This window comes from Acetobacter ghanensis, assembly GCF_001499675.1.
In the GTDB taxonomy this organism is placed as follows: Bacteria; Pseudomonadota; Alphaproteobacteria; order Acetobacterales; family Acetobacteraceae; genus Acetobacter; species Acetobacter ghanensis.
The window spans coordinates 2392159-2411388 of sequence record NZ_LN609302.1; the positions used below are offsets into that span (position 1 = coordinate 2392159).

The 19230-nt window shown below is 60.8% G+C and carries 21 protein-coding genes and 1 pseudogene; 12 read left to right on the top strand and 10 right to left on the bottom strand.

Features of this window, described 5'->3' with window-relative positions:
* Nucleotides 1-90: 90 nt before the first annotated feature.
* Nucleotides 91-2037, top strand: coding sequence for a protein-disulfide reductase DsbD domain-containing protein (locus AGA_RS11140; RefSeq protein ID WP_157065349.1), 1947 nt, complete (start codon nt 91-93; stop codon nt 2035-2037).
* Nucleotides 2038-2075: 38 nt separating this feature from the next.
* Nucleotides 2076-2345: a thioredoxin family protein gene (locus AGA_RS13860; RefSeq protein ID WP_172793739.1), complete on the top strand. Its 270-nt coding sequence runs from the start codon at nt 2076-2078 to the stop codon at nt 2343-2345.
* 38 nt (nt 2346-2383) lie between these two features.
* Here AGA_RS13860 and AGA_RS11145 read toward each other — a convergent pair whose 3' ends face one another.
* From AGA_RS11145 to AGA_RS11185, 9 genes and pseudogenes are all read right to left on the bottom strand, one after another.
* Nucleotides 2384-2719: a DMT family transporter gene (locus AGA_RS11145; RefSeq protein ID WP_059024354.1), complete on the bottom strand. Its 336-nt coding sequence runs from the start codon at nt 2717-2719 to the stop codon at nt 2384-2386.
* Between the two features lie 33 nt (nt 2720-2752).
* Nucleotides 2753-4021 carry a serine--tRNA ligase gene (serS, locus tag AGA_RS11150; RefSeq protein ID WP_059024355.1) on the bottom strand — a complete coding sequence of 423 codons (1269 nt, stop codon included), beginning with the start codon at nt 4019-4021 and terminating at the stop codon, nt 2753-2755.
* 3 nt (nt 4022-4024) lie between these two features.
* Nucleotides 4025-4858: a twin-arginine translocase subunit TatC gene (tatC, locus tag AGA_RS11155; protein ID WP_059024356.1), complete on the bottom strand. Its 834-nt coding sequence runs from the start codon at nt 4856-4858 to the stop codon at nt 4025-4027.
* Nucleotides 4855-5574 carry a Sec-independent protein translocase protein TatB gene (gene tatB, locus AGA_RS11160; RefSeq protein ID WP_059024357.1) on the bottom strand — a complete coding sequence of 240 codons (720 nt, stop codon included), beginning with the start codon at nt 5572-5574 and terminating at the stop codon, nt 4855-4857. The genes tatC and tatB overlap by 4 nt, the downstream gene beginning before the upstream one ends.
* A 75-nt stretch (nt 5575-5649) precedes the next feature.
* Complete coding sequence (gene scpB / locus AGA_RS11165; protein WP_083503628.1) at nt 5650-6387, bottom strand: SMC-Scp complex subunit ScpB; 738 nt, start codon at nt 6385-6387, stop codon at nt 5650-5652.
* Nucleotides 6384-7332, bottom strand: a pseudogene (locus tag AGA_RS11170) (segregation and condensation protein A). The gene scpB and the pseudogene AGA_RS11170 overlap by 4 nt, the downstream one beginning before the upstream one ends.
* A 20-nt stretch (nt 7333-7352) precedes the next feature.
* Nucleotides 7353-8342, bottom strand: a complete 990-nt coding sequence (locus AGA_RS11175; protein WP_059024358.1) for an SPOR domain-containing protein — start codon at nt 8340-8342, stop codon at nt 7353-7355.
* Nucleotides 8342-10141 (bottom strand): arginine--tRNA ligase, encoded by a 1800-nt coding sequence (gene argS / locus AGA_RS11180; RefSeq protein WP_059024359.1) that lies wholly within the window; start codon nt 10139-10141, stop codon nt 8342-8344. Before argS ends, AGA_RS11175 begins: the two co-directional genes overlap by 1 nt.
* 41 nt (nt 10142-10182) lie before the next feature.
* Nucleotides 10183-11373 (bottom strand): deoxyguanosinetriphosphate triphosphohydrolase, encoded by a 1191-nt coding sequence (locus AGA_RS11185; protein WP_059024360.1) that lies wholly within the window; start codon nt 11371-11373, stop codon nt 10183-10185.
* Between the two features lie 136 nt (nt 11374-11509).
* Here AGA_RS11185 and AGA_RS11190 point away from each other — a divergent pair, with 136 nt between their 5' ends.
* The 10 genes from AGA_RS11190 to AGA_RS11235 all read left to right on the top strand — a co-directional run bounded on the left by AGA_RS11190 (nt 11510) and on the right by AGA_RS11235 (nt 18096).
* A complete protein-coding gene (locus AGA_RS11190) occupies nt 11510-11881 on the top strand; it encodes a HesB/IscA family protein (protein WP_059024361.1) in 372 nt (123 codons plus the stop codon).
* On the top strand, nt 11878-12663 hold the full coding sequence (locus AGA_RS11195) for an exodeoxyribonuclease III (RefSeq protein ID WP_059024362.1): 786 nt from the start codon (nt 11878-11880) through the stop codon (nt 12661-12663). Before AGA_RS11190 ends, AGA_RS11195 begins: the two co-directional genes overlap by 4 nt.
* A gap of 44 nt (nt 12664-12707) precedes the next feature.
* Nucleotides 12708-13232, top strand: coding sequence for a GNAT family N-acetyltransferase (locus AGA_RS11200; RefSeq protein ID WP_059024363.1), 525 nt, complete (start codon nt 12708-12710; stop codon nt 13230-13232).
* A 211-nt stretch (nt 13233-13443) separates the two neighbouring features.
* Nucleotides 13444-13524 (top strand): pyrroloquinoline quinone precursor peptide PqqA, encoded by an 81-nt coding sequence (gene pqqA / locus AGA_RS13500; protein WP_035370857.1) that lies wholly within the window; start codon nt 13444-13446, stop codon nt 13522-13524.
* Between the two features lie 87 nt (nt 13525-13611).
* Nucleotides 13612-14523, top strand: coding sequence for a pyrroloquinoline quinone biosynthesis protein PqqB (gene pqqB / locus AGA_RS11210; RefSeq protein WP_059024365.1), 912 nt, complete (start codon nt 13612-13614; stop codon nt 14521-14523).
* Nucleotides 14520-15260 (top strand): pyrroloquinoline-quinone synthase PqqC, encoded by a 741-nt coding sequence (gene pqqC / locus AGA_RS11215; protein ID WP_059024366.1) that lies wholly within the window; start codon nt 14520-14522, stop codon nt 15258-15260. The genes pqqB and pqqC overlap by 4 nt, the downstream gene beginning before the upstream one ends.
* On the top strand, nt 15257-15553 hold the full coding sequence (gene pqqD, locus AGA_RS11220; protein WP_059024367.1) for a pyrroloquinoline quinone biosynthesis peptide chaperone PqqD: 297 nt from the start codon (nt 15257-15259) through the stop codon (nt 15551-15553). Before pqqC ends, pqqD begins: the two co-directional genes overlap by 4 nt.
* 16 nt (nt 15554-15569) lie before the next feature.
* Nucleotides 15570-16637, top strand: coding sequence for a pyrroloquinoline quinone biosynthesis protein PqqE (gene pqqE, locus AGA_RS11225; protein WP_059024368.1), 1068 nt, complete (start codon nt 15570-15572; stop codon nt 16635-16637).
* Between the two features lie 57 nt (nt 16638-16694).
* Nucleotides 16695-17660, top strand: coding sequence for a DMT family transporter (locus AGA_RS11230; protein ID WP_059024369.1), 966 nt, complete (start codon nt 16695-16697; stop codon nt 17658-17660).
* An 88-nt stretch (nt 17661-17748) separates the two neighbouring features.
* Entirely contained in the window at nt 17749-18096 is a 348-nt protein-coding gene (locus tag AGA_RS11235) for a zinc ribbon domain-containing protein YjdM (protein ID WP_059024846.1), read from the top strand.
* 93 nt (nt 18097-18189) lie between these two features.
* On the opposite strand, the gene yghU is transcribed toward AGA_RS11235, so the two are convergent.
* Nucleotides 18190-19059 carry a glutathione-dependent disulfide-bond oxidoreductase gene (yghU, locus tag AGA_RS11240; protein WP_059024370.1) on the bottom strand — a complete coding sequence of 290 codons (870 nt, stop codon included), beginning with the start codon at nt 19057-19059 and terminating at the stop codon, nt 18190-18192.
* Between the last annotated feature and the right edge of the window lie 171 nt (nt 19060-19230).

Genomic DNA, 19230 nt, shown 5'->3' on the forward strand with positions numbered 1-19230 from the left:
CAGCATTGGGTGGACGATCCATTTCCCACAGGGGCATGGTTTGCGTATGCTGCGGCTTTTAGCCTCTACCCGAGTTGAAAGCTGACGTTGATGCGCCGCCCTGCCCGCTCCGCCACACTGCCCTCCTGCCCCTCGGTCCATCAAGCTGCAAGGCGTGGTGCCTATGGGGCCTTGCGGCTTGGGCGCTTTGGGTTGGCCGGGTTACTGGCCTGCCTGTGGCAAACCACCGCGGGCCTTTCTCCCCACACGGTGCAGGCGGCGGAAAGTGCGCCAGTTGTCAGCCCCCGCAGCACCGCAACCCTGATTACGGAATCCGATACAGCACGTGCGGACCGCCCCCTGCATGTTGCACTGCGCCTGCGCCTTAAACCGGGCTGGCACACCTACTGGCTCAACCCCGGAGATGCGGGAGACCCTGTTACCCTCAACGTAACAGCAACCGGTGCACTGCTGGGGAATAGCCAGAACATTACGTGGCCGACCCCGGAACGCATAAGAGATGCGTCCTTGATGTCCTACGCCTATACGGGCGACGTTGTGCTGCCGGTTACTCTCCCCCTGCAAGCGAACACTACGGATAATAAAGAGGAACAGACCACCCTGCGCGCGCAAGCCAGTTGGCTGGTTTGCGAACAGGCCTGTATTCCCGAGGAAGGCACGTTCAGCCTAACGCTGCCAACCGGGGCACCTCATCCCTCTGCCCAAGCCCCTCTGTTTGCGCAGGCCGCACAGCACACACCCGTACCCTCCCCTTACCCGGTCACAATCAGCCCCGATGGAACCCTGCTTGTGCAGGGCGCGGAACTGACCCCGCAATCCGTCGCCAGCGCGTGGTTCATGCCACAGGAACGGGGGCAGATCGCAGAGGCCGCACCACAAGCACTGGCCTTTACCCCCCAAGGGTTCACCCTACGCCTGAGCACTGCGGACAGCTTTGTCAAAGACAAGCCATTTGCCGGGATTCTGGTACTACGAGACCCCGCCGGGGCAGAACATGCACTGAGCGTACAGGCTACCCCCCAGCCCAACAGCCCAGCAAAAACGGCCACCAGTCAGCCCTCCGTCCCGGCATTGCAGCCTGATGTGCAGAACACCTCCGCCACCACTCATGATGCCAGTGGCCTGCTCCGCCTGATTGTGCTTGGGCTTCTTGGCGGACTGGTGCTGAACCTGATGCCATGTGTTTTTCCCATTCTGGCCATGAAGGCGCTTGCCGTGGCCCGCATGGGGCAAAGCGAACGCAAGCACCAAAAGCAAAGTGCCATAGCCTATGCCGGCGGCGTTATTGGAGGTTTTACTACGCTTGGGGCACTGGTTATGGGGCTGCGGCTTGGAGGGGCTGCAACGGGTTGGGGGTTCCAGTTCCAGTCCACCGTATTTGTGGGCATGATGACGTGGCTGCTGTTTGCCATGGCGCTTAACCTGCTGGGCGTGTTTGCGTTTTTACCTCCGTCCTTTGGTGCATCTCCCCCCCACAGGCACGGGCTTGCGCATGATGTGCTGACCGGCTTGCTGGCTGTGGTCGTGGCATCGCCTTGCACAGCGCCGTTTATGGGGGTTGCCATTGCTGGCGCATTGGCCGGACCACCGTTAAGCGGGCTGGTTATTTTTGCAGCCCTTGGCGCCGGGCTGGCCGCACCCTACGTGCTGCTGGCCTTTAGCCCCGGCCTTGCTGGCCACCTGCCCCGCCCCGGTGCATGGATGGACTATTTGCGCCAGTTTCTGGCTTTTCCGCTGCTTGGCACCTGCGTGTGGCTCCTCTGGGTTGCCACGGTAGAAGGGGGTGCCACCACCATGTTGCTACTGTGCTCTGGCATGGTGTTTCTGGCTTTTGCCGCATGGATTTATGGCATTGCCCAAAAACGCCAGCTCCATGCAGGCCATAGCCGGGCCTGCACCGCGCTATACGGCGTTGCCCTGCTGGGGCTGCTGGGCGCCATGGCGCTGCTCCTACCCTGCAACAGCAAACAGGCCAACAGGCTGACGCCACCCCCATTCCACCTAAAGGCACCGAGGCTTTCTCGCCCGAGCGCCTGAACGCCCTACACGCTGCGGGTAAGCCTGTATTTGTGGATATGACGGCAGCCTGGTGCATTACCTGCCTTGTGAACGAGCGCGTAGCCCTGAACACCGAGGCCACCCAAACCGCCATGGCCCGCTACGGCGTAACTGTTCTGCGGGGGGACTGGACGCGACGAGACCCCACCATAACCACCTTTTTGCACGCCCACGGGCGCGATGGTGTGCCTTTTTATCTGTTTGTTCCCGCACATGGGCCTGCGGTGGTGCTTCCGCAAATTCTTACACAGGGTCTGGTTATCAGCACCATAACACCCCAGCCCTGACCACACGGGGCCTAGGGCACCTGCTTTTTCATCCGCCTTTAATGCGTAGTGGATGAAAACAGGTTGATGACCAGAACACCTGCAAGAATAAGCGCAATGCCTGCAATGGCCGGGGCATCAAGCGTCTGTTTTAAAAACACCGTCCCAATGAGGGATATGAGCACAATCCCCACGCCGGACCACAGGGCATACACAACCCCCGCAGGCATGGTTTTGAGCGGGATGGACAGGCAGTAAAAAGCACACCCATAAGCCAGCAGGCTCATAACAACAGGTAGCCACCGCGCAAACCCCTGCGAAGCTGCCAGACACGCCGTGCCAATAACCTCGGCAACTATGGCAATGCCCAGCAGCAAAAAGGGTTTGTGCATCATGCCCCTATACTCTGGGGCATGGGGAGCGGACTGTTACGCAATGCGCGCAAGACCGCCCATATAAGGCCGCAGGACCTCCGGCACGGTAATGGAGCCGTCCTCATTCTGATAATTTTCCATAACGGCAATCAGTGTGCGCCCTACAGCCAGACCGGAGCCATTAAGCGTATGGACAAAGGCAGGCACACCACCCGCTTGCGCCCGATACCGGGCATTCATGCGGCGAGCCTGAAAATCACGCGTGTTGGAACAGGACGAAATTTCGCGCCATGCGTCCTGCCCCGGCAACCATGCTTCCAGATCAAAGGTCTTGGCGGCCCCAAAACCCGTATCCCCAGCGCAGAGCAGCATACGGCGGTAAGGAATGTTCAGTTTTTCCAAAACGGTTTCCGCGCAGCGGGTCATGCGTTCGTGTTCGGCATCACTTTCTTCCGGCGTGGAAATCGTCACCATTTCCACTTTTTCAAACTGATGCTGGCGCAGCATACCACGCACGTCCCGCCCGGATGCCCCGGCCTCGCTCCTAAAGCACTGGCTCAGCGCAGTCATCCGCAGGGGCAGAGCCGCTCGGTCCAGAATATCCCCCGCGACAGAGGCGGTCAGCGGCACTTCGGCCGTGGGAATAAGCCAGCGCCCATCCTCGGTTTTAAAGGACTGGTCGGCAAATTTGGGCAGCTTGTCCGTGCCGTACATGGCGTCATCATTCACCAGTACGGGCACCTGCATTTCCATGTAGTCATGTTCGCCCACATGCAGGTCCAGCATAAACTGGCCCAATGCGCGCTCCAGCCGCGCCAGTGCACCACGCAGCACCACAAAACGGGAGCCGGAGAGCTTGGCCGCCGTGGCAAAATCCATCTGCCCCAGTGCTTCACCCAGCTCAAAATGCTGCTTGGGCGCAAAGGTGAAGTCAGGCTTGGTACCCCATGTGTGCTGCACCACGTTTGCGGTTTCGTCCGGGCCGTTGGGCACGCTTGCATCCAGCCGGTTCGGCAGCGTTGCCAGCAAAGCGGTGGTCTGGCCGCCCAGCACGTCCACCTTTTCCTTCAACCCGTCCATATCAGCACGTAGGGCGGCCCCTTCAGCCTCCAGTGCTGCGGTATCGCCTCCCGAACGTTTGAGGGTCCCGATCTCACGCGCGAGGGTTTTGCTCCGTGTCTGCTTGTCCTGCAGAAGGGTCTGGGCCTGCCGTTTTTCCTCATCCCACGCCAGAAGCTGCGCAGAGACCGGCTCCATGCCCCTGCGGGCCAGATCGGCATCAAACGCGGTGGGGTCGGCCCTTAGGGCACGGATGTCATGCATGGATCAGGGAACCTCCTGTTCGGGGTTGGTCTTGGGGTCGGGCGTCTCCACAACCGGGCGTTTAGGCTCGATAACGCGGGCGCACAGAATGGAAATTTCGTAAAGCAGTATCAGCGGCACGGCCAGACCGAACTGGGTAATGGGGTCGGGCGGCATAAAGATGGCCCCCAGCACAAATGCCCCCACAATGGCGTAACGACGGAACTTGCGCAGCATGGCGGAGGTGACAATACCCACACGTGCAAGCAGGCTGAGCACCACCGGCAGCTCAAACGCAATGCCAAACGCCATGATCATCTTCATGACCAGTGACAGATATTCCGACACCTTGGCCTGAAGCTCGATCTGCACCTGCTCCCCCCCGGCCCCCGGCGTCTGAAAAGACACAAAGAACCGCCATGCCACGGGGAAGATGAAGTAGTAGGCCAGCGCCGCCCCAGCCACAAACAACACCGGCGTTGCCACAAGAAACGGTGCAAACACCCGCTTTTCGGACCGGTAAAGCCCCGGTGCAATGAACATCCACGCCTGAATGGCCACAATGGGGAAGGACAGGAACGCCGCGCCAAACAACGCCACACGGATATAGGTAAAAAACGCCTCGTACAGCGCCGTATAGATCAGATGGGGCTGCTCGCCCCGCTGGCGCATAATCTCACCCAGTGGGCGGGCCAGAAACAGGTAAATATCGCCCGCATAATGGTAGCACAGGGCAAAACACACAATAAACGCAGCCCCCGACCACAGCAGGCGGCGGCGGAGTTCAAGCAGATGCTCCAGCAGGGGCATCGGCTCATCGTGAATTGGGTCTTCCTGATAAGGTCCGTTATCGCTCATGCCTGCTGATCCGCCGTCGTACTACCTGTTCCATCCTGTTGCGCCTGCTCCGTAGCCCCGTCCCCTCCAACGGGTTCCGTAGAGGGAGCCGTGGCAGGTTGCGCCATACCGGGCGGGTCCACCCGAACGGAAATAAGGCTGGGAGCCACGCTATGGCCTGCATGAACAAGACGCACGGGGGGCAGAATGGCTGGGGGGTGCAGCCGGTCCTGCTCTCGCAGAATGCGGCGCACAATCATGGGGGGCAGTTCGGGCGGGGCACTCTCCACCTCCCGGTCATAGGCTGTGTCCTGCCATACCGGAGCGGAGCCATACAGCCCGCTCCCCACAGCGTCGGGGGTATAATCGGTGGTGGAAGAGGCTGGGCTTGTGGAGCGCGGAACCGCATCCAGCGCTCTGGGTCCTGCGGGCACAAACTGGTCGGCAAGCGGTGGGGGCGTTACGGCTTTGCTCAGCGTTCCGTCACTGTCCAGCGCCTTCATAATCCGGCCGCGCACGTTCAGGTTCTTCAGGTCCCGCACATGGTCACGCACTTCCGACAGGTCCGCCTCACGCACGACCTCATCCAGATGGGACTGGAACTCACTGGCCAGTGCACGGGCTTTTTTTATACCTTTTGCAAGGCCGCGAATGGCAACTGGCAGATCCTTCGGGCCAATGACAATAAGCGCCACTGCGCCAATCAGGGCAAATTCCGACCATGCAAAATCAAACATAAGCAGCCCCGTTCACGCCCACCCCGTGCGCCCCACAACGCATTCCTTGCAACTCAGATGGCGTGAGCATCTCTATCACGGACCCTCCGGAGCGGAAACCGCAACCTGCGCAACCTCCCCATCCGCCGCAATGCTGGCACTGGGGGCCTCAGCCTCCACGGCAGCGTCCTGATTTTGCCCTTCATCAGCGTTAAAGGGAATTGCCGACTGCCCCGTACCCAGATCAGCCGGGTTCTGGGGAATATCGACCATAAGTTCTTCCCTGCGTGGCAGGTCGGAGAGCGCACGCAGGCCAAAATGGCGCAGGAAGTCCGGCGTGGTGCCCCACAGAACGGGCCGCCCCGGCACCTCCTTGCGCCCACGCGGGGCAATCAGTTCCGCCTCGATCAGGGTATCGAGCACGTTCTGCCCAAGGCTTACGCCTCGAATTTCCTCTATTTCCACGCGGGTACAGGGCTGGTGGTAGGCAATAATGGCCAGTGTTTCCATGACCGCGCGGGGCAGCCGCCTTGGCCGCTCCAGCACACGGGTCAGCAAAGGCGCCAGATCGGGTGCCGTGCGGAACTGCCAGCCCCCTGCCACTTCCACTGGGAATACGCCCTTGCCCTCATAGCGCTGCACAAGAGCCGCCAGCACCGCTGCCACAAAAGCCCCCAGATCCTCTTCCCCCGCAGGCATGATCTGCCTGCCCTCCAGCAGGTCTGCAAGACGGCGGGCGCTTACCGGCTCGGTAGAGGCAAAAATAAGCGCTTCGGCCAGCCTTACGGCCTCTTCCGGCACGGGCTGGGGTGTGGGTTCGGGGGTGCTGGTCATGCGTCCTGCCTCTCTTCTCCACCATGCTGAGGAGCACTTTCTGCCGCATCGGGCTGGAGTGCTTCATCCCCTGTCGGCTCAGTCTGTTCATGCGGGCGCAGCATGATCTGACCAAAGGTTTCATCCTGCCGCAGTTCCAGCCGCCCTGTTTTGGCCTAGTTCCAGCCCTGCTATCAGGGTTCCTGCCATGGCTGCGCGGCGCTGGCGCAGGGCATCCTCGCCCTCCATCTGTTCGGGCAGTGTCTCGGGCAGAAATGCATCCAGCGTGCTCCAGCCCGGTGGCGTTTCCCCCAACAGGCGTGTCAGCCTGCTCAACGCATCCTGCACGGTCCAGAACCGAATGGTGCGGGGTGCGTAAATACGCCTGCGTGCAGTCCGCCTGACAGCGGCAAGGTAGGCCCGCATGAGCTGCTGCATATCCAGCGCCAGCCCGGAGCGGTCCACCTCTACCAGATCTTCAGGCAGGCCACGGGCAAACACATCCCGCCCAAGGCGCGGGCGGGCATCCAGCCAGCGGGCCAGTTCCCCCATGCAGGCGAGTTCAATAAGCCGCTCCTGCAACAGCTCAGCGGCTTCCTCCCCCTCTATCGCCAGTTCATCATCAGCGGGGAGCAGCAGACGGGATTTAAGCCATGCCAGCCATGCCGCCATAACCAACCAGTCAGCCGCCAGTTCCAGCCTGACACGGCGGGCATTTTCCACCACCGCCAGATACTGCTCAACCAGTTGCAGGATGGAAATACGGGCAAGGTCCACCTTTTGCGCCCGCGCCAGATCAAGCAGAAGGTCCATTGGACCTTCAAACCCCTCCAGCCGCAAAAGCGGAACACGTGGCACCTGCCCGTCCGCCACATCCTGCGGCGGGGGAGCGGGCTGGTCTGCTGGCGTGTGGGCGGGTGCGGGGTGTGTTACCTCCCCCGCCGGGTTGTGGGATACGGATTCCATCGGGCGTTCCACGGCGTGCGTCAGGGACGCACCACCATGCAGGCCATACCGCGCTCACGCACGGATGTGCAGAAGTCCCGCGCATCCGCCACAGCACCAAACCCCTGCACGCGCAGGCGGTAGAACGTTGCGTTGTTCTGCTCGGTCCGGACAAACGCCGGTGTAACATCTCCAAACAGGGTGGGGTAACGGGTCTTCAGCCGTGCCCATTCCTTCTGGGCTTCTGCCTCGGTCTGCAAGGCCGCCAACTGGACCTGATACTTGCCACCCGTGCTGTGGGCTGCCGTCGCCACTTTTTTGGCCGCAGGCTTGGCAACTGGGGTAGCTTCTTCCTCGCTGTCTGAAACATCATCCGTTGGAACGGGGGCTTCCTTGGGCTGCTCCGAAGCTGCGCCGGCATCCGCCGTCTCAGTGCCCTGCGCAGGCAGGTCGGAAGATGGCACGGGTTTGAGCGCCCCGCCCTCTGCCTCCGGTGCGGTCGCGGCTGGCGGTGCGCCCGGTACCGTTGCATCGGCCACAGGCGCACCAGCAGGCCCACCGGGGGCAGCGTGAGCGGCTGCGGCGTCCGGTGGGCCACCATACTGAGCGGCTAGCGCGGCGGGGTTGGGTTTTTCTGGCGCAGGAACAGGATGCCCCGGCTGGTTGGCATCTGCTTCGGGCAGAGCCAAGGTATCCAACTGCATCCCACCCGGATCAACCGGCTTGGTGCGCATGGCAACAGGCGGTGGCCCCATAACGGGAATGCCGCTCTGATGGTGGCCCAGCACTGCCCAGCCACCAATACCCAGAACCAGCAGACCGCCCAGCCCGGCCGCACCATAGGCCAGCCGCCGCGTACCGGACTCGCTCCCCAAAAAACCGGTGACCATGTCCAGCAGCTTATTCCCTGCCGCGGCACCACCTGCTGTGGGGCGGGGGGAAGGCTTGTCGTCATAATCCATGCTCATGCGCTCCCGCGCACGGCTGATGCGATCTTCTACCGTAGAGTTCTGACGGTCTTCATCACTCATCAGCGCATTTCCTCCACTGGGTCCACACCCATAACGGCCAGACCGGAGCGAATGACCACGGCCGTAGCCGCAACAAGGGCCAGACGCGCACGTGTGGCGTCCACAGCACCAGCCTGCAGGAACCTCAGGGACGCATCATCACGCCCACGGTTCCACAGCGCATGAAAATCGCCCGCCAGTTCGGCCAGATAGAACGCAATACGGTGCGGCTCACGCGCAAGGGCAGCGGCTTCCACCATACGGGGCCACTCCGCCAGACGGCGCACCAGCGCCATTTCCGCATCAGATGTCAGGCTATCCAGCGCCGCACCAGCCAGAGCTGCGTTATCAACCGCGCCATACACCCCTTCCTCCGCAGCACTGCGCAGCACGGAGCGGCAGCGGGCATGGGCATACTGCACGTAAAACACGGGGTTATCGCGCTGCTGGGCCACCACAAGGTCCAGATCAAACTCCATCTGGGCATCGCTCTTGCGGGTCAGCATGGTAAAGCGCACCGCGTCCCGCCCGACCTCATCAATCAGGTCCCGCAGGGTGACAAACGTGCCAGCGCGCTTGGACATTTTGACCGGCTGGCCATCACGCAGAATATGCACGATCTGGCACAGCAGCACTTCCAGCGGCACGGCGTCCCCCGTAAGGGCTTTGACTGCGGCCTTCATGCGTTTGACGTAGCCGCCATGGTCCGCGCCCCACACGTCAATCATGACCTGTGCACCACGGGCCACCTTGTCCATGTGGTAGCCAATGTCGTTGGCAAAGTAGGTGTTTGTGCCGTCCGACTTACGCAGCGGGCGGTCCACATCATCCCCAAAGCTGGTGGAACGGAACAGAAGCTGTTCGCGTTCTTCCCAGTCTTCAGGCAGCTTGCCTTTGGGGGGCTCCAGCACGCCATTGTACAGCAGGTCGGCTTTGGCCAGCTGGTCTATGGCCGCATCGGTCACGCCACGGGCCAGCACATCCGCTTCGGACGAAAACACATCATGGTGCACGCCAAGGGCTGCAAGGTCTTCCTTGATGGCGCTGAGCATATGGGTCACGGCAAAGCCGCGCACGGTTTCCAGCCATGTGGCGGCAGGGGCAGGCAGAGGCGCGCCATCCACATCCACTTCGGCCAGCTTGTTCCCAAACTCCGCCGCCAGTGCCTCACCTACCGGAATAAGATATTCGCCCTGATATTGCAGGCCACCCGGAGCAAGGGCCGAAAAATCGTCCTGCGTCATTTTGGTGCCCAGCACCTGCAGGTAACGCCAGTAGGCAGCCCATGCCAGCGCCTTGACCTGATTGCCTGCGTCGTTGATGTAAAATTCCTTGGTCACATCAAACCCGGCCTTGGCCATAAGGTTGGCCAGCGCATCGCCCACCACGGCACCGCGGCAATGGCCAACATGCATGGGGCCAGTGGGGTTGGCGGACACATATTCCACATTCACCCGCACGCCCTTGCCCGCCGTGGACTGGCCATAGGTCTCACCCACATTCAGCACCACAGGCAGCACAGCCCGCAGTACGGCAGGGTCCAGGGTAATATTGACAAAGCCCGGCCCGGCAGCGGCCACGGCAGCAATGCCTTCCACCTTCTGCAAGGCGGCTACAAGGTCAGCCGCAATATCGGCTGGTTTGCGACGCGCGGCCTTGGCCAGCAGCAGAGCGGCGTTGGTGGCCATGTCCCCATGAGCGGGGTCACGCGTGGGGGTCAGCTCCACACGGGCCAGCGTTTCCTCAGGCACGTCGGGCAGCAGTTCCCGCACAATGGCCAGAACATGATGACGGTAACGCTGAAAAACACACTCGGACATAGACCACTTAACCCCGTAATAAAGTGCAGCAAACGCGTTTATCAGCCTGCAACAGACAAGTCCGTCAACCGCCTATGTTCTTCCATGGCGTATCGATCGGTCATGGAAGCCACGTAATCCGCCACGGTGCGGTGCACAGCCCCTTCATCTTTCTCCTTAACACGCTGCTGCCATTCGGCTGGCAACAGGTTGGGCGACTCCGTAAGTGTGGTGAACAGCTCCCCCGTTACGTGCCGGGCCTTGTGGGTCATTCGGTTGACCCGCCAGTGCCGGTACAGCTTGGCGAACAGGAATTTGCGAATACCCTTGTTGGCCTCCTCCATAGCCATGCCAAAGGCTACAACAGGTGCATTGGCGGCGCGAATATCCTCCACGCTTTTTGGCGCAAGATCCGCCAGCCGCTCCCGCGTGCAGACCAACACATCCGTCACCAGAGCATGAATAACGCGGCGCACCATTTCGTGCCGGATGCGCTGGTGGGTGCGGGTATCGGACTTGGGCAGGTCTGCTGCCAGCGTTCGGGCTTCGGCCAGCGCCTGCCCCACCAGCGGTACGTCCACCAGATCATCCAGTGAGAGCAGGCCGGATTTAACGCCATCGTCCAGATCATGCCCGTGGTAGGCAATATCATCCGCCAGAGCGGCCACCTGTGCCTCGGCCGAGGCATAACCGCCCAGATCCAGCGGAAACAGCGCATCCACCTCCGCCAGACGGGGAGAAGGCCTGCGCACGGGGCCATTGTGCTTGGCCAGCCCTTCCAGCGTTTCCCATGTCAGGTTCAGGCCATCAAACGCCAGATAGCGCCGCTCCAGCAGCATGACCTGCCGTAATGCCTGCGCGTTGTGGTCAAACCCGCCGTGGCGTTGCATGTGCGCGGCAAGGGCATCCTCCCCCGCATGGCCAAAAGGGGTGTGTCCAAGGTCATGCGCCAAGGCCACGGCCTCGGTCAGATCCTCATCCAGCCGCAGGTATCGGGCCATCGAGCGGGCCACCTGCGCCACTTCGAGCGAATGGGTCAGCCGGGTGCGAAAAAAATCGCCCTCGTGGTTGATGAACACCTGCGTCTTATATTGCAGGCGGCGGAAGCCGGAGGAATGCACCACCCGGTCCCGGTCCCGCTGCCAAGGCGAACGGGTAAGAGATTCCGGCTCCGCGTGCAGCCTTCTGCCCCGTCCCTCGGCAGGTTGCACGGCATAGGGCATGAGCGCATCGCGTTGTGTGGCCTGTAGCATTACGCACCTCCTGCTTGTCCGGGTGGCACAATGCCCACGGACCATGCCCTGCCGATCTTAGGCCATTGGAGGAAAGTTGACCATTGGAGGCGTCTTTCCCCTTCAAACCTGCACGCGGGCAGATTATCTATGAAGCATGACACAGCCAGCCCCCACTTTTTCCGTCTCGGATTCCGCGGCCAGCCGCATTGCCAGCGTGGTTGCCAAAAAGCAGGCCACCGCCCCCACACCGCAGGCCGCACCTGTTGCGCTGCGCGTATCGGTTGAGGCGGGAGGCTGCAACGGGTTCCAATACCTATTTACGCTCACCGCGGCGGATGACATCAAAGGGGATGATGTGCGCATAGAAAAGAACGGCGCACTGGTGGTGGTGGACCCCACAAGTCTGGACCTGCTGGCAGGAGCAGAGCTGGAATTTGCGGACAAGCTGATGGGCGCGCATTTTTCCATCACCAACCCCAATGCAGCCTCCTCCTGCGGGTGCGGTACGAGCTTTTCGCTGGCATGAAAATTGCAACATGGAACGTGAACTCGGTCCGCCAACGGCAGGATCTGGTTTTGGACTGGCTGGCGCGCGAGCAGCCTGACGTGCTGATGATGCAGGAAATCAAGTGCGAAACGAACCTGTTTCCCACTGCGGTTTTTGAGCAGGCTGGGTATGGCTGCGCCGTGGTGGGGCAAAAGTCCTATAACGGGGTTGCCACGCTGGTACGCGGCACGTTTGACATCACCACCGACCATCTGCCCGGCTTTACCGACCCTGCCGCCCGCTATGTAGAAGTGCGCACAAAAGGGCTGGTGCTAGGCAACCTGTACCTGCCCAACGGCAATTCCGGCGGGGAGCAGGGCTATGCGACCAAACTGAACTTTCTGGACGCACTGGCAGCCCGCGCAGAGCACTTCATGCAGCAAGATACCGACTTTGTGCTGGCTGGGGATTACAACATCTGCCCCACACCAGAGGACTGCGCGCCCGGTGCCCTTGGGCCGGAAGATGCGCTTGTGCGCCCCCAAAGCCGGGCTGCGTGGCGGCGCCTGCGCTGGCTGGGGCTGACGGATGCCCTACGCGCCCTGCACCCCAATGGCGCGGCCTATACCTTCTGGGACTATCAGGCCGGAGCATGGCAGCGTGACTGCGGGTTGCGGATTGACCACATGCTCCTTTCCCCCCGCGTGGCCGAGCACCTGCAAACCGCTCGCCCGGACCGGGACGAACGCGGCATGGAGCGCCCGTCCGACCATGTGCCGCTTATTGTCACGCTGGATGACGGGTTAACCCCCGCCCCATAATTCCGACGGGGCGGCACCTGCCTGTTGCCGGATAAGGAATACCGTTGTCTTTTTTCATCCGTCTGGCGCGGTCCGAGGAGGCCTTGGCCCTCCCCGCGCTGGAACGCTCCGCTGCACAGGCTTTTTGCAGCGTGCCCGACTTAGCCCGACTGGGGGAGGGAGACGTCCTGCCCGTTGCCACCCACCTTGCCAGCATTGCGCAGGCAACCTGCTGGATTGCGGTTGACGGTCACGGACGGGCTGTAGGGTTCTTAACCGCACAGCGCTATGGCCGTGATCTGCATATTCAGGAAATGTCGGTTATGCTGGCGGCACAGGGGCAGGGTCTTGGCCGCCGTCTGCTTATGGTGGCCTGTGACCACGCACAGGCGACTGGGCTGTTACGTCTGACGTTAACAACCTTTGTGGCTGTTCCGTGGAACGCGCCTTTTTATGCCAGAGCTGGCTTTTGCATCATCCCTCCCCCCATGCTGGACCAACGACTGGCAGCCCTGCTGCGGGAGGAAGAAAACAGCCTTGCTGGCGGCGCACGCTGCGCCATGCAGTACAATCTGGCGCAGCGCGGTTAAAACTGTTTCAAAATTATACACTTACAGAGGCCGGCCCTCCCTGCGCAATCACACTAGCGTGAGATATGGCCGCGCATCCCTCTTAACCGGTCGGATACCCTTGCACGTTTGTTATTTTTCATCACACTGAAGGCGCTCTGACGCACCGCACGTACATGCGATGTGTGGCTGCGTTTTGTGCACCCCACACCCAATGCCAAGGAGACACATCATGGCCTGGAACGCACCAAAAGTGACGGAAATTCCGTTGGGCGCAGAAATCAACAGCTATGTCTGCGGTCAGAAGAAATAAGAGAGGGCCATCCCTCTCTCAGCCGTCAGGCGGAGCTGGCCCCAACCGGCTTTCCCCCTGACGGCTTTTTTGTTTAGAAAGCGCCTTATGCTTGATATTGTTGTCCTTGGCGCAGCCGCTGGTGGCGGTTTTCCGCAATGGAACTCCAACGCCCCCGCTTGCCGCCGCGCCCGCGCGGGTGACCCCGCAGCCCCTGCCCGTACACAGGCGTCCATCGCCGTAAGTGGTGACGGGGTATCGTGGTATGTGCTTAACGCCTCCCCGGACCTGCGCACCCAGATCAACCAGACTCCAGACATGCACCCCCGCACGGGCCTGCGCTCCACCCCCATTGCAGGTGTGGTGCTGACCAGTGGGGAAATTGACGCCATTACGGGCCTGCTGACCCTGCGTGAGCGCCAGCCTTTCCAGCTTTATGCCACACAACCCGTGCTGGACCAGCTGGACGCCAACCCCATTTTTAATGCGCTTGACCGCACACTGGTGCCCCGCCTGCGCATGGTGCTGGACCAGCCCATTACGCTGGAACCGCCCAACTTCCGCATCACGCCGTTTTCCGTTCCCGGCAAAGTGCCGCTCTATGCCGAAAAAGCGGAAAACCCGGCCGAGATCATGAATAATGGCGAGACCATCGGGCTGGAAATAACCGATGGCACATCCCGCGCCCTGTTCATTCCCGGTTGCGCGATGATGACGGATGACCTGCGCGCCCACCTGCGGGGGGCCGATGCCGTATTTTTTGACGGCACACTCTGGACGGATGATGAAATGGTGCGTGCGGGACTTGGCAGCAAAACAGGCCACCGCATGGGCCATATGTCCCTCGCGGACCAGCCCGATGGCACCTTTGCCGCGTTTGCGGGGCTTGACGTCAAACGCAAGATCCTCATCCACATCAACAATTCCAACCCGGTTCTGCTGGCGGACAGCCCCGAGCGCAAACAGGCCGAAGCCGCAGGCTGGGACGTGGCCTTTGATGGCATGAAGGTAAGATTATGACCGACCGTATTCTCACCCCCGATGAGCTGGAAGCCGCCCTACGGGCCATTGGCGCAGAGCGCTACCACAACCTGCACCCCTTCCACCGTGCCCTGCATGACGGAAAGCTGAACAAGGGGCAGGTTCAGGCTTGGGCGCTGAACCGCTATTATTATCAGGCCAGCATTCCCGCCAAGGATGCCTCCCTTCTGGCCCGCCTGCCCACCACGGAGCTGCGGCGTGAATGGCGGCGCAGGCTGGAAGACCATGACGGCACACAGCCCGGCACGGGCGGTGTTGCCCGCTGGCTCAAACTGACCGATGGCCTTGGGCTGGACCGTGCCTATGTGGAATCGCTCGACGGCCTGCTGCCGGGTACGCGCTTTGCGGTGGAAGCCTACGTGCAGTTTGTGCGCGAACGCTCCATTCTGGAAGCCATTGCCTCCTCCCTGACCGAGCTGTTCTCTCCCACCATTATCAGCGAACGTGTTGCGGGGATGCTCAGCAACTATGATTTTGTCACGGAAGAAACCCTCGCCTACTTCAAGCCGCGTTTAACGCAGGCCCCGCAGGATTCCGCCTTTGCGCTGGCTTACGTTAAGAAACACGCCCGTACGGCCGAACAGCAGAAGGCGGTGCTGGACGCCCTTAAGTTCAAATGCAATGTCCTGTGGTCCATGCTGGATGCGCTGGATTACGCCTACGTTGTACCCGCGCGCATTCCCCCCGGCGCATTCCGCCCGGACCCGCAGGCATGACAGGGGCCACAGGCCATACTGTGACAGAAAGCTGTGTGCCGCGTTTTGCGCGCGGCACACGCCTGCAATACGACCGCGTGCGCGAGGTCTGGTTCATTCAGGCCCCCGAACGCGCTTTTCATGCAGACCCCATTGCCGCGGAAGTGCTGCAACTGGTGGATGGGTCACGCACACTGGCCGCAATCATTGACCTGCTTGCCCAAAAGTTTGAGGCACCACGCACCGTTATTGCGCATGACGTGCTGGCTCTGGTAGCCGAACTGGCCGCCAAACAGATTCTGCTGCACACATGAGCAGCCCTCCCCCCCCATGAGCCTGCTGGCGGAGCTAACCCACCGCTGCCCGCTGCAATGCCCTTACTGTTCCAACCCCCTTATGCTGGACCCCAGAACGCAGGAACTGGGCACGGCAGAATGGTGCCGTGTGCTGGACGAAGCCGCGCAGATGGGTGTGTTACAGGTGCATTTTTCGGGCGGGGAACCCATGGCCCGGCCCGACCTGCCAGACCTTGTACGCCACGCTGCCAAAGCTGGGCTGTATTCCAACCTGATAACCTCTGGTGTGCTCATCCGCCCGGACACCCTGCAAGTGCTGGCGGATGCAGGGCTAGACCATATCCAGTTGTCGTTTCAGGACGTAGAGGCCGCCAGCGCGGACCGCATTGCCAACATGGCCGGTGCACACGCCAAAAAGCTGGAAGCGGCCCGTCTGATCAAGGCCGAGGGCCTGCCGCTTACGCTCAACTTTGTCATCCACCGCCAGAACGCCGAGCGCGTACCCGCCATGCTGGAACTGGCAGAGCAGCTAGGCGCACGGCGCGTGGAAATTGCCCATACCCAATACTACGGCTGGGGTTTGCTCAACCGTGACGCCCTTCTGCCCGACCGGGCACAGATAGAGGCGACATCCGAGGCTGTTCAGGCTGCTCGCACCCGGTTGGCAGGGCGCATGAGCATAGACTTTGTAACGCCAGATTATTACGAGGACCGGCCCAAACCCTGCATGGGCGGCTGGGGCCAGCGGTTTTTAAACGTTACCCCAACAGGCCGGGTTCTGCCCTGCCATGCGGCGGAAAGTATTCCCAACGTCTCCTTCCCCTCCGTGCGGGACAGCTCCCTGACCGCCATATGGGAAGATGCCCCCATCTTTACCCTGTTCCGTGGCACGGAGTGGATGCCAGAACCATGCCAGTCCTGCGCCTTTAAGGAGGAAGACTGGGGTGGGTGCCGCTGTCAGGCTCTTGCACTGGCGGGCAAGGCCGATGCCGCAGACCCGGTCTGCCACATGGCCCCCGATCATGACCGGGTGGTGCAGGCCATAGCCCAGCGCCCTGCAACCCCGCCGCCATTCCGCTACCGACGGTTTGGAAACGCCTGATCTCCACTCACTTTATAAAAAAACATCAGCCCCCATCCGACCAAGGCAGCCTACGCCATGCACCACCCAGCCGAACACCATAACCTTGGCAAAGGTATTGCCTGCGGTATTGGCGCGGGAGCCTTGTGGGGGCTGGTTTTTCTGGCTCCCGAACTGATCAGGAATTTTACCCCGCTGGAAATGGCTGGGGGCCGCTACGTGCTGTATGGCCTGTTTGCCGCCGCCATGGTGGCGCCCCGCTGGCGGATTTTAAGCCACACCGTAACACTACGCACATGGTGGACGCTCAACTGGCTCTCGTTCGCAGGGAATACGGCCTATTACATTCTGCTCTCCAGCGCAGTCAAAAATGGGGGCATTACCAGCACAACGCTGGTCATTGGCTTTTTGCCCGTGCTGGTCACGCTAGTTGGCAGTCGGGACAAGGGCGCCCTGCCCTTCCGCCAGCTTCTTCCTTCCATTCTGCTGTGCCTGACTGGCGCAGGCTGCATTGGCTGGCAGGCCTTGCATACCCATGTGCAAACCGTGGCCCGCGCTCCACTTTTTGGCCTGCTCTGCGCTGTGGCGGCCCTTGGTTCATGGACGCTCTATGCTGTGGGAAACAGCCGCGCCCTTGTGCGCCAACGACACTTTTCCGCCCATGACTGGAACCTGCTGACCGGCCTTGCAACCGGTGCGCAAAACAGCGTGCTGCTACCCCTTGCCTTAATTCTGGACACCACACCGCACAGTATGGGCCAATGGCGCAATTTTGCACTGGTCAGTGCTGCCGTGGCGCTACTGGCCTCCCTTGGCGGCAATGCGTTGTGGAACAGAATGAACCAACTCCTGCCGCTCACACTGGTGGGGCAGATGATCCTGTTCGAAACCCTGTTCTCACTCTGCTATGGGTTTTTGTGGGAACAACGCCTGCCAACCGGCGCCGAGGCTCTGGCCTTTGGCTGCGTTGTGCTGGGCGTGTTGCTGTGTGTACACGCCCACCGCAAGCCCACCACGCAGGCCGTCGGCCGCTCCATTGCCTAAACCGGCCAACACCAGTGGTTAAAGGGGCTGCTATTTCTATTACCCGAGGCATGTATTAGGTTGCCCCATTCTAACCACGGGGATGACCATGAGCGACGAACTTAAATGCCCACAATGCGGGTGTGAGCACATCTATCAGGACGGCGGGCTGTGGGTTTGCCCCGAATGTGCGCATGAATGGAACGAGTTCTCCACCGGCAATCCTGAAGCCGAGACGAACGAAATCCGCGATGCCAACGGCAATGTGCTGGCTGATGGGGACACCATTACCGTCACCAAGGACCTGAAGGTCAAAGGCTCCTCTTTGGTGGTTAAAAGCGGCACCAAGGTCAAGAACATCAAACTGGTCGATGGCACGGACGGCCACAACATTGCCTGCAAAATTAGCGGCATCGGGGCCATGAACCTGAAGTCGGAATTTGTAAAAAAATCCTGATTATTCGTATGGGTCTGGTGTTTTCAACAACACCAGACCTATGGGTTACGTTTTAAGCCCCCACCCCAAATTCCATAATATCACAAGACATGTTCAGCCCTTGCGGGCGTTGATCTTGTCCTGCGTTCTGGTTGCAAAATCGCTGGCATCATGCCGCTCGTGCAACTGGCTGGCGGGGTCCCCGAATGTGCGGTTGACCATTCGCCCACGCTGCACCGCAGGGCGCTCCAGCAATGTTTTGGCCCAACGCTGGACATGCGGGTAATCCTGCACACTCAAAAATTCAGCCGCATTATACAGCCAGCCTTCCACCAGCCAGCCATACCACGGGAAAATAGCCATATCCGCAATGGTGTAATCATTCCCGGCCACATAGGGGCTTTCAGCCAGCCTGCGGTTCAGCACATCCAGCTGGCGCTTGGTCTCCATCGCAAAACGGTCAATGGCATATTCTATTTTCTGTGGTGCATAGGCATAAAAATGCCCGAACCCACCCCCAACATATGGAGCGCTCCCCATCTGCCAGAACAGCCAGTTCAGGCATTCGGTCCGGCCTTTAATATCCTTGGGAATAAAAGCGCCAAATTTTTCGGCCAGATACAGCAAGATGGACCCGGATTCAAAAATACGGATCGGCTCTGGCCCACTATGGTCCACCATGGCCGGAATTTTTGAATTGGGGTTAACGTCCACAAACCCGCTACCGAACTGGTCCCCCTCGCCAATACGGATCAGCCACGCATCGTAATCGGCCCCCTTGTGGCCCAGCGCCAGCAGTTCCTCCAGCATGGTCGTTACCTTGACGCCATTGGGCGTTGCCAGAGAGTAAAGCTGGAGCGGGTGCTTACCTACGGGCAGCACCTTGTTGTGCGTGGGGCCTGCAATAGGGCGGTTGGTACTGGCAAATGCACCCCCACCGCCCTTGTTCCATACCCATACCTTTGGGGGAGAATACTCCGTCATTGCACGCGTGCTCCCTGCAATTCTATTCCGTGCCCGATTATGGGCAGCCCTACGGAGCTGTGGGCCTTCCAACACAAAGGTAGGGAGTGCCTCTGTTTTTGCCAGTCCTTTTTGCTGCGCTCCATAAAAGCTGATGCTGACAGGCCGAAAACAAAACAGCCTGCCCCCACA

Bases quoted from the DNA above. Each gene is read 5' to 3' on its own strand.
- AGA_RS11140 (WP_157065349.1), top strand. From the start codon at position 91: ATGCGCCGCCCTGCCCGCTCCGCCACACTGCCCTCCTGCCCCTCGGTC.
- AGA_RS13860 (WP_172793739.1), top strand. From the start codon at position 2,076: ATGACGGCAGCCTGGTGCATTACCTGCCTTGTGAACGAGCGCGTAGCC.
- AGA_RS11145 (WP_059024354.1), bottom strand. From the start codon at position 2,719: ATGATGCACAAACCCTTTTTGCTGCTGGGCATTGCCATAGTTGCCGAG.
- serS (WP_059024355.1), bottom strand. From the start codon at position 4,021: ATGCATGACATCCGTGCCCTAAGGGCCGACCCCACCGCGTTTGATGCC.
- tatC (WP_059024356.1), bottom strand. From the start codon at position 4,858: ATGAGCGATAACGGACCTTATCAGGAAGACCCAATTCACGATGAGCCG.
- tatB (WP_059024357.1), bottom strand. From the start codon at position 5,574: ATGTTTGATTTTGCATGGTCGGAATTTGCCCTGATTGGCGCAGTGGCG.
- scpB (WP_083503628.1), bottom strand. From the start codon at position 6,387: ATGACCAGCACCCCCGAACCCACACCCCAGCCCGTGCCGGAAGAGGCC.
- AGA_RS11175 (WP_059024358.1), bottom strand. From the start codon at position 8,342: ATGAGTGATGAAGACCGTCAGAACTCTACGGTAGAAGATCGCATCAGC.
- argS (WP_059024359.1), bottom strand. From the start codon at position 10,141: ATGTCCGAGTGTGTTTTTCAGCGTTACCGTCATCATGTTCTGGCCATT.
- AGA_RS11185 (WP_059024360.1), bottom strand. From the start codon at position 11,373: ATGCTACAGGCCACACAACGCGATGCGCTCATGCCCTATGCCGTGCAA.
- AGA_RS11190 (WP_059024361.1), top strand. From the start codon at position 11,510: ATGACACAGCCAGCCCCCACTTTTTCCGTCTCGGATTCCGCGGCCAGC.
- AGA_RS11195 (WP_059024362.1), top strand. From the start codon at position 11,878: ATGAAAATTGCAACATGGAACGTGAACTCGGTCCGCCAACGGCAGGAT.
- pqqA (WP_035370857.1), top strand. From the start codon at position 13,444: ATGGCCTGGAACGCACCAAAAGTGACGGAAATTCCGTTGGGCGCAGAA.
- pqqB (WP_059024365.1), top strand. From the start codon at position 13,612: ATGCTTGATATTGTTGTCCTTGGCGCAGCCGCTGGTGGCGGTTTTCCG.
- pqqC (WP_059024366.1), top strand. From the start codon at position 14,520: ATGACCGACCGTATTCTCACCCCCGATGAGCTGGAAGCCGCCCTACGG.
- pqqD (WP_059024367.1), top strand. From the start codon at position 15,257: ATGACAGGGGCCACAGGCCATACTGTGACAGAAAGCTGTGTGCCGCGT.
- pqqE (WP_059024368.1), top strand. From the start codon at position 15,570: ATGAGCCTGCTGGCGGAGCTAACCCACCGCTGCCCGCTGCAATGCCCT.
- AGA_RS11230 (WP_059024369.1), top strand. From the start codon at position 16,695: ATGCACCACCCAGCCGAACACCATAACCTTGGCAAAGGTATTGCCTGC.
- AGA_RS11235 (WP_059024846.1), top strand. From the start codon at position 17,749: ATGAGCGACGAACTTAAATGCCCACAATGCGGGTGTGAGCACATCTAT.
- yghU (WP_059024370.1), bottom strand. From the start codon at position 19,059: ATGACGGAGTATTCTCCCCCAAAGGTATGGGTATGGAACAAGGGCGGT.